Here is a 14,240-nt window from a genome sequence, read left to right on the forward strand (position 1 = left end):
AGCCCGATCGGCTTCCCCACAGCACAATAAACGAACGACCCACTCCTGCCGTCGAATGTGACGACAGGCAACCAAAGCCCGACCTCGGGGGCGGTGAAAAACGTGTTTCTTGCAGAAGGCAAAGGCAACGGCGGCAACGGCGACATCAATACGATCATCGGCGGGATAGCTCCGAACTGGGGCCCGTTCGCAAGGCTGGGCGGCGAAGCCCGGATCATGGTCGAGGTGATCATGGCCGTGGCGCTGCTGCTGTGCCTGGCGATCGCGATCTGGGGCGCGGCGAAGCAGCGCATAGGAGCGACCGCGATGCGCGACACGTTCAGCGCGGAGCAGGGCAAGGGCCTCATCATCGCCGGTCTGACCGGCGTGTTCATCATCGGATCGCTCGGGACGCTGTTCACGATTGTGTACGGAATGGCGATCTAGACCGGTTCGCACCCTGCCGTCCCCAAGGTGGCGAATCCCGTGGTGTTTCATCCCGGGCGCGGCGCACTCCGGCGCGTCGTGCGCCCCGAAAACGGAATGCCCCATTCCGCATTCGGGGCACAGCAGCAATTCCGGTTCCTTTCCCGGACAATCGAGCCTGTGTTCACGCAACAGCGCGGTGCCACCGGTATGACCGCCCATCTGGGAAGATCGTTCCGGCTGCAACCGAACCCCGAGGCGCTCGGCCGTCGGGGACTGTGTTGTGCGCGCAGGTCGTCCGCGATGTCCGGCCTGCCGCGGTAAGGGGGGACAGGCCATGAGCGACGAGGAACCCGCCACGCGTACCCGCCTGCCCAGACCCACCACCTCACCGGAGGGTCCGGAGCCCAGGCGCAACCCCATACTGTCCGGGATCGGCGTCGTGGTGGTGATCGCCGTGGTCATCGTGTCCCTGCTCTTCGCCGCGAATCGCTCCGAGAACGGCGACAAGGGCGGCGCGGACGACACCGCGAAGAGTTCCTCCGCCGCGCCCGAGGCCCCGGCGGGCGGACCGCCGCTGTCCGCCGCGCAGGTGCCGGAACGCACCGAGTCGGGCGTGCCCGTCGGCTATCCGCAGACCGCCGAGGGCGCCCAGTCCGCCGCGGCCAACTTCGTTGTCGCGTACGGCTCGGCCCGGATGTTCCGCGCCCAGCCGCGCACGGCGATCATCACCGCCATCACCGATCCGGCCGTGCGCGACGGCCTGCTTGCCCGGGCCGACCAGGCGTTCCGGACGCAGACCACCGTGTTCGGCCTCCAGCCCGACGGCACCGCGCCCAAGGGCCGCACGTTCGTCTGCCGGGCCGTGCCGATGGGTACCAAGTCCATTGCCTACACCCCCGCTTCGGCCACCGTCGAGGTGTGGAGCGTGGGCGTGGTGGGGTTGGCGGGGGCCGACTCCACCAAGCCCGTGGCCGAGGCGTGGAACACCACCACGATGCGCCTGTCGTGGGTGAACGGGGACTGGAAACTGACCGAGTTCAGCCAGAAGGAGGGTCCGACGCCGGTGGCCGGACTGCAGGATGCGTCCGGCGCCAACGACATCGCCAAGGCCGACGGGGAGTTCGGGGAATTGCGCCATGCACGCTGACCGGGAACGCCGCAGCCTTCGCACCCGATTCCTGACCGCCGGCGGGGTGTTCGCCACCCTCCAGGCCCTCCTCGTGCTCGGCGCCACCCGCGTGTGGGCCGACCCCACACCCGGCGCCACCACCTCTCCCGGCGCCTCCCCCGGCGCCTCCGCGAGCCCCAGCGCGCCGGCGAGCAAGCCGGAGTGCGACCTGCTCACCGGCCCCGCCAAGGACATCTGCAACAACGGCGGCCCGGGCGCGCCCGGTTCGGGCCCGCTCGGCACCGTCACCGACCCGCTCGGCTCGATCGCCAAGGGCTGCGCCGACGCGGCCACCTGGATCATCGACAAGCTCGCCGGCGCGGTCAACGACACCACCCAGGTCGACTTCACCAACCCGGGCTTTCTGCGCCAGTACGCGGTGGTGTTCGCCGCGTCCACCTTCCTCACCCTGATCCTGTGGATCCTGGCGGTGGCCAAGCGCGCCGTGCGCGGCGTCCCGATAGGCACCGCGATCAGCGAGGCGATCGGCTACCTGTGGCTGGCGGTGATCGCCTCCGCGTTCACCCCGCTGGTGCTGTACTTGGCCGTCTCGATGACCGACGCGATCACCGCGGCCATCGCGACCGGCACCCAACAGGACACCAACAAGTTCCTCGGCGGCTTCTCCAAGGCCCTCGATCCGGCGAGCGATCTCGGCGGCGGCCCGGTCATGCTGATCTTCGTGTCGCTGCTGTCGATGGCGGCGGCGGCCGTGTTGTGGGTCGAACTCCTGGTCCGCGCCGCGATGTTGTACGTCGGCGCGATCCTGGGCACCGCGGTGTACTCGGGCCTGGTGGACAAGGCGATGTGGCACCACGTGCGGCGCTGGGCCGGGATCATGATCGCGGTACTGCTGGCCAAGCCGGTGATCGTGATAGTGCTCGGCCTGGCCACCGCGGTCTCCACGGGCGGCAAGGACGACGCGTTCTCCGCGGTGCTCTCGGGCCTGGCGATCCTGTTCCTCTCCATTTTCGCGAGTGTGCTCATCTACCGGTTCGTGCCCAGCATCGGCGACGACATGGCCGCGCTGCACAGCAGTCGCAAGGCGATGCAGTCGTCCGGACCGGCCTCGGCGGTCAACGGACCGGCCACGTACGTGAAGCAGGGCATCCAGGCACACGCCTCGCGCGGATCGACCGGTTCCGGCGCAGGCTCTGCCCCGGTGACCGCGAACGCCGTATCGTCGGGCATTGCGGCCCATGGCACCAGGGGCGGGGGATCGGGCGGCGCTCCGGCTCCGACGCCGACCCAACCGCCCACGGCCAGTCCCGCGGCAACGCCTCACGCGAGGAACGGTAAAGAGTAATGACAACGCAACCGGTCGCCCGACGCCGGACCTTCCTGATCGGCAAGGCCAAACCCACCGCGGTCATCGGCAAGAACCGCGAACCCGGCGAGATCTTCCTGATCATCGCGGCCGGCGGCCTCGCCCTGCTCTGGGGCCTGGTGGTGCCGATCCTGGTGCTGCGCATCGCGGGTCTGGTCGGTTTCCCGTTGCTCGCCTTCGCCGCGGTGTACATGCCGTACAAGAAGCGCACGTTCTACCGGTGGTGGGAGATCAACCGGACGTACAAGCGCACCATCAAGCGGGGTGCGAAGTATCGTTCGGCGGTCACCGAGGCGGGCACAAAGCTGACCGGGCAGGGGGTCGCGGTGGGCGCGCCGCCCGGGGTCGGCCGGGTGGCCTGGGCGAGTGTGCCGTTCGGTCCCGACGATCTGACCGTGCTGATGCACCTGGAGCGGCGCACCGTCACCGCCGCGATCGAGATCGAGGGCCCGGGCGTGGGGCTGCGCGACTCGGAGGACCAGGAGGCGCTGGTCGAGCGGTTCGGCACGCTGCTCAAGCACGTGGCCAACGGCGACGGCTTCGTCACCCGCCTCCAGGTGCTGGCCCGCACGCTGCCGGCCGACCCCGACGCGCACGCCAAGGACGTGGCCCGGCGCGGCGATCACCGGGCGCCGGCGTGGGTGCAGGACTCGTACGAGCAGTTGCAGTCGATGGTGTCCACCTCCTCCGAGCAGCACCGCGCCTACCTGATCGCGTGCATGCACTACACGCGCGAGCTGGCCGCCGAGGCGAACGTGATGGGCAAGGGCGACAAGGGCATCGGCGTGGTGATGGCGCGCGAACTGACCGACGTGTGCGCCCGGTTGACCGAGGCCGACATCCGGGTGCGGCAGCCGCTGAACGAGGCCAGGCTGGCCTCGTTGATCCACTCGATGTACGACCCCGAGCACCAGATCGACGCGTTCGATGGCATGCAGGCCCGCTACGCGTGGCCCGCCGAGTTGGACGCGACGCATCCGAACTACCTGGAGGCCAAGACCCGCGAGTCGGACTCGGCCGAACCGTGGTGCCACGCCACGGCCTGGATCAAGGAGTGGCCGCTGACCCCGGTCGGGGTCAACTTCCTCGCCCCGCTGCTGGTGCACACGCCCGATGTGATCCGTACGGTCGCGGTGACGATGGACCTGGAGCCGACCGACGTCGCGATCGAGCGCATGCTCACCGAGAAGACCAACGACGACGCCGACGCGGCGCGCGCGGCCAAGATGAACCGGGTGGTCGACCCGCGCGACATGGCCCACACGGGCCGGGTCGACCAGCGCGGCGAGGACTTGGCGGGGGGCGCGGCGGGGGTGAACATCGTCGGCTACATCACGGTGTCCTCGCGCAATCCGGACCAGCTCTCCCGGGACAAGCGCACGATCCGGGCCTCGGCGGGCAAGTGTTTCCTCAAGCTGGAGTGGTGCGACCGCGAGCAGCACCGCGCGTTCGTCAACACGCTGCCGTTCGCGACGGGTATCCGCAAGTGAGCGCGGGCGGTTCGGCCACGGCGAGTGTGGGCGGTTCGACCCGCGCGGGACGGGAAGGGGTGAGCGCATGCCGGGTCTGATCTCCACCTTGACCCAGGGCTTCTCGGGCATGATCTTCGGCCGGGGCGAGACCCAGCGCCTGCCGGTGCGCACGTCCACCGGCCAGGCCCAGGCGATCTACCTGCCGACCGCCGCGCCCGGGCTCGGCGACTCCGGCGTGATCATCGGGCGCGAGGTGTACTCGGGCAAGGGCTACATCTACGACCCGTTCCAGCTGTACGGCCAGCAACTGCCCGCGCCGCACTGGCTGGTGCTCGGCGAGTCGGGCAACGGCAAGTCGGCCCTGGAGAAGACGTACGTACTGCGCCAGTTGCGCTTTCGCGACCGCCAGGTGGTGGTCCTGGACGCCCAGGGCGAGGACGGCGTCGGCGAGTGGAACCTGATCGCCGAGGCGCTGGGGGTCAAGCCGATCCGGCTCGACCCGAACGACGTCTCCGGCGACGCGGTGCGGCTGAACCCGCTGGACCCGGCGATCGCGGTGACCGGCCAGCTGGCCCTGCTGCGCACGATCATCGAGGTGGCGATGGGCCACGCGCTCCAGGAGCGGGCGGGCTACGCGCTCAAGGCCGCGCACACGCACGTGATGCGCACCGTGTCCGGGCGCCAGCCGATACTCCCGGACATCGTCGAGGCACTGCGCAATCCGACACCGGAGTCGTGCGAACTGCTCAGCCTGGACGTCAAGGACGTCCGGGTCTGGGGCCTCGACGTGGCACTGGTCCTGGACCGCCTCACCGACGGCGACCTCAAGGGCATGTTCGAGGGCCCGACCACGGACGGCATCGACCTCGACTCGCCACTGATCATCTTCGACCTGTCACACATCGACCGGAACTCGATCGCGATGCCGATCCTGATGGCGATCGTGGGGGTGTGGCTGGAGCACACCTGGATCCGGCCGGACCGGGTCAAGCGCATCTTCCTGGTGGAAGAGGCCTGGCACATCATCAACAGCCCGTTCGTGGCCCAACTCTTCCAGCGCCTGCTCAAGTTCGGCCGACGACTCGGCCTGTCCTTCGTGGCGGTCGTGCACCACCTCTCCGACGTGGTCGACGGGGCGGCGGCCAAGGAGGCGTCGGCGATCCTGAAGATGGCCTCGACCCGCACCGTCTACATGCAGAAGGCCGACGAGGCGCGCGCCACGGGCAAGGTGCTCGGCCTGCCCAGATGGGCGGTGGAGATCATCCCGACGCTGACCCCGGGCATCGCGGTGTGGGACGTGAACGGCAACGTACAGGTGGTCAAGCACCTGATCACCGACACCGAACGCCCGATGGTCTACACGGACCGGGCGATGACCGAGGACGCGGTGGAGGAACGGGTACGGGCCGAGGCGGCGTTGGCCGACGATCCGGCGGCGTAGATGGCGGGGTCGGGACGGCTGCCGGTGCCGCGCGAGCCCACCCCGGGGCGGGTGCCGTCGCGGGGCGTGCCGGACGGCCTGCTGCTCGCGGGGCTGCTGCTGCTCGTGGCCGGCACCACGGTGATTTGGCTGTCCACGGGGCTGGCCGCGCTCGGATCCGGCAAGGACTGGCCGGACCGGGTCACGTACCACGGCTCGGCGTTGGCGGTGCACCCGCTCTTCACCCACCCGGACGACCTCGCCCAGGCCTGGCCGGACACCCCACCTGGCCAACTCCCCTCCCCCACCGCGTTCTGGGTGGCATTCGGCCTGGTATGGCTGGTCCTGCTGGTCGCGGCGGCGTGGGTATTCCGGTGGTGGCTGCGCCGATTGCGACGGCGAGCAGAGGCACCGGCCGCCGCAAGGGCGGAGATGCCGGCGGACCCACCCCCCGCACAGCCCGCCAACACCTCACCGGAATCCCCGAATTCCCCCACCCCAAAGCGGAATCACCAGCTCCCGAACGGGGAATGATGCACCCGCGCGCCCCACACGGGAAGCGCCCTCGCCCGTGGCCGGGCCTGGTCGCCGCGTGGCCGTAGGGTCACCCGACGATCGGCCCGACCCACCAACTCACAACCACATGGCCCCGCCAACGCCTCCGGCCGGGCCGAAGGGTTAGACCCCGTCCACGTTTCGCCGTGCGCCCGTCTTCGCCTGCGCCGGTTGGCCTCAAGCGCCGGCCGGGCTGAAAGGTTAGGTCCCGTTCACGTTTCGGCATGCGCCCCTCTTTGCGTGCGTGGGTTGGCCTCAAACGCCGGCCGGGCTGAAGGGTTAGGTCCCGTCCACGTTTGGGCGTGCGCCCGATCTCGCTTACGCCGGGTGGCTTCAAGCGCCGTTGGGCCGGCCTCGGTGCCATTCGCGCTCTGGCGTGTGCCTGGTCTTACGCCTGCGGTGCAGCCTTGAGCGTCCACCGGGCCGGAGATAGTGCCGTTCGTGTTTCGGGTTGTACTCAGCCGGGCCGGCGCTTGAGGCCAACCCACGCAGGCGAAGACGGGCGCACACCGAAACGTGAACGGGACCTACTCCAGCCCGGCCGGCGCCTGAGGCCACCCGACGGAAGCGAGATCGGGCGCACGGCGAAACGTGGACGGGGCCTAACCTTTCAGCCCGGCCGGCGTTTGAGGCCAACCCACGCAGGCGAAGACGGGCGCACACCGAAACGTGAACGGGACCTACTCCAGCCCGGCCGGCGCCTGAGGCCACCCGGCGGGGGCCCGCCCAAGGGCCCGGGGGAGACCCCTCAGGGCCATGCGGCCACGAGCATGTCAGTCCGTCCACGTCATGCATTCCTCGCACCGGTACGCTCGTGGGCCGGACTTGTACTCGACCTTGTCCGACCTCCGGTAGTACTTGCACGCGCGGTTCTTGCAGACCACCGGATGCCCGTCGACCGCGTCCAGGGGCAACGGCGCCGTGTCGTACGTGCAGGGCGTCGGGGGCAACTTCTTGTAGTAGCCCCCCGTCGCCGGCAGCGCCGTCGGGTCGAACGGGGCGTACGCGGCCCCGTCGGACACACCCTCGGATACGGCCATCCACACGCCTCCCGTGACTCCCGCGCCTCAACGTGTCCTGGGGACGCTAGCCGAGAAACCGCCCCGGTACGGGGGCTTCGGGAGGGTTCACCCCGAAGGGTTCACGCCCGCTCGGGCCGGAGCCAGTCCAACAGCCGCGCCGCGTGCGCCCGCACCGGACACGGCGAGGGCACCCCGCACACACAGGTCCCCTCCCCCGTGGGCCGATGCCGCCCCAGGGTCCGGGCAACCACCAGCCGGTAGTCCAGCAGCGCGTCCTCGGCCGACCGCGCACCACGAGGCCGCGGCGCGCGCAACACCCGCGGTGCCGGTCGCGGCAGCCCCGCCGGCAGCGGGCGGTCCAGCCGCTCGATGTCCGTACGCTGCCTCGGAATACGCACTCGCATCTGCCCAGGTCCTCTTCTCGTCCGCCGGCCCGCCGCAGGCGAACCGCATCACTCCGTGTCGAGCCGCCCACCGGCGTCCGGCTGGGATTCCTCGACCCGCGCCAGCATCCCGCGCAACCCCGCGGCCAGCGCGTGCCGCTCGGCCGGGCCCAGGTCCTGGAGCAGACCCGCCTCGAAGCCCGCGGCCTCGCGGACCACCCGCAGCCACACGTCGCGCCCCGTACCGGTCAGTTCGACGATCACCCGCACCCGGTTCTGCTCGTCGCGGGTCCGGGTGACCAACTCCTCGGCGACCATCCGGTCCAGCCGGTGGGTCATCGCCGCGGGGGTCAACCCGAGCCGACGGGCCAGGTCGCCGGGGCTGAGCCGGTAGGGTCGGCCGACCAGGACCAGGGCCTTGAGCACCTCCCACTCGGCGTTGGTGATGCCGAGGGCGGTGAGCTGGCGACCGTAGGCCACGCTCATCCGGCGGTTGAGTTTGGACAGTGCCGCCACGATCGTCTCGACCTGCGGATCCACCTCGGGGAATTCGCGCTGGAAGACGGCGAGGTATTCCTCGATGTCGCCTTCGTCCGGCGTTGCCTGCTCGGCCCCCTCTGTCATGCGGGGAAGTATCCCATCTCCGCACCCCCGGTCCGTCGCGCACGGACCCGGTCGGCGGTAATGCATTGGACGCGAACGCTATAGATCCGTATAGTTTAGCTCTGAAGTCTTCAGGCTTGAGGACTCGGACCATCGGATCAGGCACGGCGGCACCGCCGGCGCGGGCCCGGGACACCCCCGGCTGCCCCCGGCGCGCCCGCCTCGACGCGGACCAGGCGATCCCCCTCGCCGGACACGGGCATGCCCCCGTGCCGGCCACGGGCCGGATCGGTTGCCCCGTCACGCCCCCGTACCGCCGAGACCCGCCTGCGGGCCGATCCCCGCGGGCCGGAACGGCCGGGCCGCGCGACCGACAGTCGGGAGGTGTGCGGTGGCAACCCGGGGCGCTCTGCGTCGAATCCAGCTCGGTAACGCGCTCAGCGCGTTCGGCAGCGGCTTCACGGTGCCGTTCCTGTTCGTATACGTGACGCGGGTGCGAGACCTGTCCGCCGGTCAGGCCGGACTGATGTTCAGCGTGCTCGCCGTCGCCGCGCTGTGCGTGCTCCCGATGGTCGGTCCGGCGATCGACCGGCGCGGCCCGCGTCCGGTGCTCGCGGTCGGCGCGACGGTCGCCGCGCTCGGCTCGCTCACCCTGGGCCTGGCGCGCACCGGCGTGTTCGTCATGCTCGGCGCCGCGCTGCTCGGTGCGGGCATCGCCGCGATCCAGCCCGCCCTGGCCACGATGATCGTGCGGCTGACGACGGCGCCGACCCGCGCCCGGGCGTTCGCGCTGCAGTTCACCTTCAACAACCTGGGCCTGGGCATCGGCGGTCTGATCGGCGGCCTGATCGTCGACGAGTCGCGGCCCGCCAGCTTCACCCTGCTGTTCGCCATCGAGACCGCGATGTTCCTGGTCCTCGGCGCGGTGTGCGGCACGGTCCGGCTGCCCGCGGTACCGCCGATGCCGGCCGGCACCACGCCGGGCGCGGGCTTTCGGCATCTGCTGCGCAACCGGGCGATGGTTCGGCTGTGCGTGGTGAGCGCGGTGATCTTCTTCACCTGCTACGGCCAGTTCGAGTCGGGCCTGACCGCCTTCGCGACGGAGGTCAGCCGGATCTCGCCGCGCATGCTGGGCGTGGCACTCGCGGCCAACACCGCGGTGATCGTGCTCGGCCAGCTGACCGTACTGCGCATCACCCAGCGCCGCCGCCGCAGCACGGTGATCGCGGCGACCGGCCTGGTCTGGCTGCTCGCCTGGATCGTGACGGCGGTGTCGGGCCTGGTACACGACAACTCGGTCGCCGCCGCGAGCACGATCGTGATCACCTTCGCCCTGCTGGGTGTGGGCGAGTCGCTGCTGGCGCCGACCCTCGGCCCGATGGTCGCCGACCTGGCCCCGGCGCACCTGCTGGGCCAGTACAACGCGGCCCAGTCGCTGGTGAAGCAGCTGGCCATGGCGGCGGGCCCGGCCTTCGCGGGCGTCATGGTCGGCGCGGGCCTGTACGCCCCGTACCTGGGCGTGTTGATGGCCTGCTCGATCCTGATCACGGTCCTGGCGCTGCGCATGCGCCACAGCCTCAACCCCACCCAGAACGGCACGGTGGTGGCGGAGTCGACGATCACCCGCCAGCCGGCCACCCCACAGGCCCTGACGGCGTAGCCGGGCCCGCCGCTCCGGTCCCCCGTCCCGGAACCGGAGCGGCGGCCTCGTCGGCCCGAGACGGGCTCCCTCGTACCCGAAGGGTTGATCGCCCTCGTGTGCACGCCTACCATGCGTGCACACGGAACCTACCGACCGGTAGGAATGTTCGAACCGGCGTGGTCCGTCGCGGGACCGCAGGGGGAGTGGACACATGAGGGACCGGCACCTCGAACCCGAGCACATCGCGTTTCGGGGAAGCGTTCGGGAGTTTCTTCAGCGCGAAGTCGTGCCCTTCCACGATCAGTGGGAGAAGGACGGGATCGTCGATCGTTCGCTCTGGCTGAAGGCCGGCAAGCAGGGGCTGCTCGGGATCGATGTGGACGAGCGCTTCGGCGGCGGCGGAGTCGCCGATTTTCGCTATCTCGCCATCGCGTCCGAGGAACTGATCCGGGTGGGCGCCTCGGGGGTGGGCTTCGGGCTGCACAACGAGGTGGTCGCGCCGTACCTGAACGACCTCGCCACCGACGAGCAGAAGCAGCGCTGGCTCCCGGGCTTTTGCTCGGGCGAGATCATCACCGCGATCGCCATGACCGAACCCGGCGCGGGCAGCGACCTCCAGGGGGTGCGCACCACGGCGCGGCGCGACGGCGACCACTACGTGCTCAACGGCGCCAAGACCTTCATCACCAACGGGATCAACGCCGACCTGGTGGTCGTGGTCGCCAAGACCGACCCCGCGGCCAAGGGCAGCAAGGGGATCAGTCTGATCGTGGTCGAGCGGGGCATGCCCGGCTTCGAACGCGGGCGCAACCTGGAGAAGATCGGGATGAAGGCGCAGGACACCGCCGAGTTGTTCTTCTCCGACGTCCGGGTCCCGGTGGCCAACCTGCTCGGCGAGGAGAACCGAGGCTTCTACCACCTGATGCACAACCTGCCCCAGGAGCGGTTGGGCATCGCGTGCACCGCGGTGGCGGGCGCCGAGCGGGTGTTCGCGCACACTCTCGAATACGTCAAGACCCGTACCGCGTTCGGCCGTACGATCGGCTCGTTCCAGAACACCCGGTTCGAACTGGCGGAGATGGACACCGAGTTGGACATCGCCCGGACCTACCTCGACGACTGCGTGATGAAGCACGTCGCGGGCGAACTGGACGCGGTGGCCGCCTCGAAGGCCAAGTGGTGGACCACCGACCTGCAGTCCCGGGTGGTCGACCGCTGCCTGCAACTGCACGGCGGCTACGGCTACATGCTCGAATACCCGGTCGCCAAGGCATTCGTGGACACCCGCGTGCAGTCGATCTACGGCGGGACCAACGAGATCATGAAGGAGATCATCGGTCGTTCCCTCGGCATCTGACGCACCGCGGCCCGCCGGCCGCACCACCTCGCCCCCGAGCAGCACCGAAGCGGAGAGTGCCACCATGCCGCAGAGTTCCCCGTCCGAGGCGCTGCGCCCCGAGGCGATCACGACCTGGCTCGCGGAGCGTACGGCCGTGCGGCCGCCGCTCGACTTCGAGTTGGTGCTGGGTGGGCGGTCGAACCTGACCTACGTGGTCGCCGACGCCGACGCGCGCCGGTGGGTGTTGCGGCGGCCTCCGCTCGGGCATGTGCTGGCGACCGCGCACGACATGGGCCGCGAGTACCGGATCCTGGCCGCGCTCGGGGCGGGGCGTACCGATGTGCCGGTGCCGCCGGTGCTCGGGTACTGCGCGGACGACGCCGTCAACGGCGCGCCGTTCTTCGTGATGGACTTCGTCGACGGGCACGTGATCCGCAGCGCCGAGGACGCGAACCGGCTGCTCACCCCGCAGGCCCGCCGGCGGGCGGGGGAACAGCTGGCGGACGTGCTGGCCGCGATCCACGCGGTGGACGTGGACGCGGTGGGCCTGGGCGAACTCGGCCGCCGCGAGGACTACATCGGCCGCCAACTGCGGCGCTGGCAGCGCCAGTGGGAGGCCACCCGGGTGCCCGGGATGGACACGATCGACGAGGTGCACCGGGCGCTCGCGGCGTCCGTGCCGGAGCAGCAGGGCGCGACGATCGTGCACGGCGACTTCCGGCTGGACAACGTGATCCTGGGTCCCGACGGCACCGTGCGCGCGGTCCTGGACTGGGAGTTGTGCACGCTCGGCGACCCGCTCGCCGACGTCGGCACCACGCTCATGTACTGGGTCGAGGCGGGCGAGGACGGCACGCTGCTGCCGGCGGACGGCACCGCGAGCGAGGGGTTCGTCGACCGGGCCGCGTTCGCCGCGCGCTATGCGGCGGCCACCGGTCGGGACCTGGGCCACATCCGCTGGTACCAGGCGTTCGCGTGCTGGCGGCTGGCCTGCATCCTCGCGGGCGTGCTCGACCGCTACACGGCCGGCGCGATGGGCGATCAGGACACATCCGGCCGCTTCACCCCCGACGGCCTGCGGGCACTGGCGGAGCGGGCGAAGGAGATCCTGGCCGCCGCCTGACCTGCCGGACACCGGGGACCGGGCACCCGAGCGGGCCGACGCCCGAGCCGCTCGATGCCCGAGACCGCCGGTGCCGAGGCCACCCGCGCGCGGTCCGCCTCCGCACCGCGACGACGTATGCCCGAGCCTGTCGGTGCCGCGGCGATCCGGCGCCCGGGCCGGTCCGTGCCCTGCCCACTGCTTGCCCCCGCGTCGACGTGCGGGTGTGTCCGCTCGGCGCACCCCGCCGTCCGGGTGGCATTCCGGTGGGGAAGTGAGCGCGCGACGTCCCGGTGGTATCGGGCCCTCCACATCCGGTTCCGGTGGACGAGGAGGGCCCATGACCGACGCTGAGCCGAAGGGCGTCGTGGTCGGCGTCGACGGATCGGAACCGTCCCGGCGGGCACTGGACTGGGCGATGACCGAGGCCGAACTGCGCGAACTGCCGCTCTACGTGGTGACCGCGCAGCCCGCGACGCCCGGCTACGTGGTGATCGCGCCCGGCCCGCACTACCAGGAGGACCTGGAACGGACGCTCGCCGAACTGCGGACCCGAACCGAGGCCACGGTCGGCGAGGTGAACGGCGAGCGCGAACACACGTTCAGCGGCCGCACGGTCGTCCAGGTCCACGCGGGTACGGCGACCGAAGTACTGCTCGGCATGTCCGAACGCCACGAACTGCTCGTGGTGGGCTCGCGCGGCTCCGGCGGATTCGCCCGCCTGCTGCTCGGCTCGGTCAGCACGGCGGTGGTACACCATGCCGCGTGCCCGGTCCTCGTGGTGCGCGGCTGAGGCTCTGTACGGTCGGTGGTGGCGGTTTGCGGTGGCGGCGGCGCCGAGTGACGGCGGTCCCGGGGCCACGAGGCGCCCGGACTCCGAGGCTTCGCCTCAACTCAGGAACAACGTGTCCAACTCGTCCTGCGTGAAAGGTTTTCCGGGCAGCGGCGAGGAGTGTCCCGCATGCAGCCCGTCGAGCAGAATCTCCAGATAACGACCGGCGATGGTCAGCCGTTGTGGATGCGGCAGCCCCGACGGAGGCAACAGACACGACATCATCAGCGAGATGTCGGCGTCGGACACATCCGCCCGAAGCAGGCCGCCGGCCTTGGCCCGGTCGACCAACATGCCCACCGCGTCGTTGAGTTCGGCGCGCGAGGTGCTCATTTCCTCGGTGACCGGGACCCGCCCGCTGAGCGCGGGGAACAATCGGCCGGCACCCGAGCCGACCGCGCGACGTAAGTAGCGCGCCAGGGCGGACCACGCGTCGGGTTCCTCGTCCAGGGCGTTGACCGCCTCGGCCGTCAGTCGGTTGGTCTCGGCGATCATGATCCGCTGGACCAGTGCCTCCTTGCCGGTGAAGCGGCGGTAGATGGTGCCCACCCCCACGCCGGCGCGGCGGGCTATCTCCTCCATCGGAGCGTCGTAGCCCAACTCGCCGAACACCTCACGGGCGGCGCGCAGCACCTGCTCCAGATTGCGCCGGGCGTCGGTGCGCAGCTGTGGTGACGGCTCGGCCGGCCTGCCGCGCTGCGGCTTGCGTGCCGATGGAATCGTCGTTGTGTGCCGACCTCCGATGCCGTCGGCTCCGGTGTCCTGCATCTTGGTGGTCCGCGTGCGCGAAGCGCCGCTCATAGCGTCTCCCCCGGAAGGCAAGTGTGTCGATTCCCCCACCAGACCCCGCTTTGCCCAGGGCGTCGAGACTACCCGAACCGACCCCGGCCAAGAAGCGGAATCCGACAGCACGGTTGTGAAGATATCGCTGAACGCTGACGTCTCGTCACCACCAGTACGGACGGTG

14 protein-coding genes are annotated in these 14,240 nt (G+C 70.6%); 10 read left to right on the plus strand and 4 right to left on the minus strand.

All coding sequences use genetic code 11. The annotated features are described in order from the left end of the window. The first annotated feature begins 102 nt into the window (after window positions 1-102). From ACFRCG_RS09200 to ACFRCG_RS09225, 6 genes are all read left to right on the plus strand, one after another. Window positions 103-426: a hypothetical protein gene (locus ACFRCG_RS09200; RefSeq protein WP_078979333.1), complete on the plus strand. Its 324-nt coding sequence runs from the start codon at window positions 103-105 to the stop codon at window positions 424-426. Window positions 427-742: 316 nt separating this feature from the next. Then, window positions 743-1,555, plus strand: coding sequence for a hypothetical protein (locus ACFRCG_RS09205; protein ID WP_380030159.1), 813 nt, complete (start codon window positions 743-745; stop codon window positions 1,553-1,555). Next, window positions 1,545-2,882 (plus strand): hypothetical protein, encoded by a 1,338-nt coding sequence (locus tag ACFRCG_RS09210; RefSeq protein WP_380030160.1) that lies wholly within the window; start codon window positions 1,545-1,547, stop codon window positions 2,880-2,882. The genes ACFRCG_RS09205 and ACFRCG_RS09210 overlap by 11 nt, the downstream gene beginning before the upstream one ends. Then, the gene (locus ACFRCG_RS09215; RefSeq protein ID WP_380030161.1) at window positions 2,882-4,393 is read left to right on the plus strand and encodes an SCO6880 family protein; all 1,512 of its coding nucleotides are present in this window, start codon (window positions 2,882-2,884) and stop codon (window positions 4,391-4,393) included. The genes ACFRCG_RS09210 and ACFRCG_RS09215 overlap by 1 nt, the downstream gene beginning before the upstream one ends. Before the next feature lie 67 nt (window positions 4,394-4,460). After that, a complete protein-coding gene (locus ACFRCG_RS09220) occupies window positions 4,461-5,816 on the plus strand; it encodes an ATP-binding protein (protein ID WP_380030163.1) in 1,356 nt (451 codons plus the stop codon). After that, window positions 5,817-6,329: a hypothetical protein gene (locus tag ACFRCG_RS09225; protein WP_380030164.1), complete on the plus strand. Its 513-nt coding sequence runs from the start codon at window positions 5,817-5,819 to the stop codon at window positions 6,327-6,329. Window positions 6,330-7,123: 794 nt separating this feature from the next. On the opposite strand, the gene ACFRCG_RS09230 is transcribed toward ACFRCG_RS09225, so the two are convergent. The 3 genes from ACFRCG_RS09230 to ACFRCG_RS09240 form a co-directional block, all read right to left on the minus strand. Then, window positions 7,124-7,390 carry a hypothetical protein gene (locus tag ACFRCG_RS09230; protein ID WP_380030165.1) on the minus strand — a complete coding sequence of 89 codons (267 nt, stop codon included), beginning with the start codon at window positions 7,388-7,390 and terminating at the stop codon, window positions 7,124-7,126. A 101-nt stretch (window positions 7,391-7,491) separates the two neighbouring features. Then, on the minus strand, window positions 7,492-7,776 hold the full coding sequence (locus ACFRCG_RS09235; RefSeq protein WP_380030166.1) for a hypothetical protein: 285 nt from the start codon (window positions 7,774-7,776) through the stop codon (window positions 7,492-7,494). Window positions 7,777-7,824: 48 nt separating this feature from the next. Further along, a complete protein-coding gene (locus tag ACFRCG_RS09240; protein WP_380030167.1) occupies window positions 7,825-8,379 on the minus strand; it encodes a MarR family winged helix-turn-helix transcriptional regulator in 555 nt (184 codons plus the stop codon). Window positions 8,380-8,749: 370 nt separating this feature from the next. Here ACFRCG_RS09240 and ACFRCG_RS09245 point away from each other — a divergent pair, with 370 nt between their 5' ends. The 4 genes from ACFRCG_RS09245 to ACFRCG_RS09260 all read left to right on the plus strand — a co-directional run bounded on the left by ACFRCG_RS09245 (window position 8,750) and on the right by ACFRCG_RS09260 (window position 13,234). Next, the gene (locus tag ACFRCG_RS09245; protein WP_380030168.1) at window positions 8,750-10,018 is read left to right on the plus strand and encodes an MFS transporter; all 1,269 of its coding nucleotides are present in this window, start codon (window positions 8,750-8,752) and stop codon (window positions 10,016-10,018) included. 193 nt (window positions 10,019-10,211) lie between these two features. Next, the gene (locus ACFRCG_RS09250; RefSeq protein WP_380030169.1) at window positions 10,212-11,357 is read left to right on the plus strand and encodes an acyl-CoA dehydrogenase family protein; all 1,146 of its coding nucleotides are present in this window, start codon (window positions 10,212-10,214) and stop codon (window positions 11,355-11,357) included. 64 nt (window positions 11,358-11,421) lie between these two features. Next, window positions 11,422-12,462: a phosphotransferase family protein gene (locus tag ACFRCG_RS09255; protein WP_380030170.1), complete on the plus strand. Its 1,041-nt coding sequence runs from the start codon at window positions 11,422-11,424 to the stop codon at window positions 12,460-12,462. A 319-nt stretch (window positions 12,463-12,781) separates the two neighbouring features. After that, window positions 12,782-13,234, plus strand: a complete 453-nt coding sequence (locus ACFRCG_RS09260) for a universal stress protein (protein ID WP_380030171.1) — start codon at window positions 12,782-12,784, stop codon at window positions 13,232-13,234. 96 nt (window positions 13,235-13,330) lie between these two features. On the opposite strand, the gene ACFRCG_RS09265 is transcribed toward ACFRCG_RS09260, so the two are convergent. Further along, complete coding sequence (locus ACFRCG_RS09265; RefSeq protein WP_380030172.1) at window positions 13,331-14,074, minus strand: TetR/AcrR family transcriptional regulator; 744 nt, start codon at window positions 14,072-14,074, stop codon at window positions 13,331-13,333. Between the last annotated feature and the right edge of the window lie 166 nt (window positions 14,075-14,240).

The organism is Embleya sp. NPDC056575, assembly GCF_042793325.1.
In the GTDB taxonomy this organism is placed as follows: domain Bacteria; phylum Actinomycetota; class Actinomycetes; order Streptomycetales; family Streptomycetaceae; genus Embleya.